The organism is Aequorivita vitellina, assembly GCF_022008365.1.
GTDB classification, from domain to species: domain Bacteria; phylum Bacteroidota; class Bacteroidia; order Flavobacteriales; family Flavobacteriaceae; genus Aequorivita; species Aequorivita vitellina.
On sequence record NZ_JAIRBA010000100.1, the window covers coordinates 1 to 1,005 of the forward strand.

Sequence of the window (1,005 nt, forward strand, 5' to 3'; positions counted from 1 at the left end):
TTGGGCAGTGGGTACAGTTTTCATATCTTATTGTTTTGGTGAACTTTAAAGATACTGGATCCACTGCTTTTTCATCGATGCTATAATTAATTGCTAGGTTCTAGCCTACTTGCGAAAATTCCTGCGGAATTTTCACGGGTTCGTTAAAGTTTGCTAACTTAGTTGCCTAACCACGCAACTAACCATACACAAACACGTTGTGCAACAGTTAAAAAAATCACGCAAAAATTGAATGATAGAATTAAATTTGTAACTTTGATATTATGGATTTAAGTTTAGAAAATAAAAAAATCGAATTAATTCAATGGTTGTCAACATTAAACGACAAGTCTTTGATTGACAAACTAATGAGATTAAGAGATAAAGAAAAAATCGATTGGTGGAACGAAATTTCTGCTTCCGAAAAAGAATCTATTGAAAAAGGAATTCAAGATGCTGACAACAGAAAATTAACTTCTCACTCTAACGTGAAAGGAATTTATGAAAAGTGGTTATAAAATACTGTGGACTGACCACGCAATTTCTGAACTTAAAGAAATAATTGAATATCTCGAAACTAATTGGACTGAGAGAGAATTAGGAAAGTTTGCAGCTAAACTGGATCATACAATCGAACTGATTTCAAAAATGCCTGAAATTTTCCCCGAATCAATCGAGAAAAAGAATATCCGAAAAGCTGTAGTTGAAAAGCATAACAATTTATACTATAGAATAAATAAAAATACAATTGAGATTGTTTCTTTATTTTCAAATAGAAAGAATCCAAATACGAAAAAACTATAAAACCGTTGCACAACAATGGCTATAAGTAATTGCTTGTTCTCGCCTACTTCTGAAAATCCTTGCGGATTTTCAGCTTGATGTGTACTTGCAGACTTAAATGCTAATCCACGCAACTACTCATAGCCGGAACCGTCAGACTGTCTAATAACCTTCCTCACTTTAAGAAAAAAATCCATGGTCATTATTTGTCTTTTTTGTATCTTCATGCTATGAAATATATAA

At 32.3% G+C, this 1,005-nt stretch carries 2 protein-coding genes; both read left to right on the forward strand.

The features are described from left to right. The first annotated feature begins 263 nt into the window (after positions 1 to 263). Entirely contained in the window at positions 264 to 497 is a 234-nt protein-coding gene (locus K8089_RS16130; protein WP_237604315.1) for a hypothetical protein, read from the forward strand. Further along, positions 481 to 783 (forward strand): type II toxin-antitoxin system RelE/ParE family toxin, encoded by a 303-nt coding sequence (locus tag K8089_RS16135; protein ID WP_237604316.1) that lies wholly within the window; start codon positions 481 to 483, stop codon positions 781 to 783. Before K8089_RS16130 ends, K8089_RS16135 begins: the two co-directional genes overlap by 17 nt. The last annotated feature ends 222 nt before the right edge of the window (positions 784 to 1,005 follow it).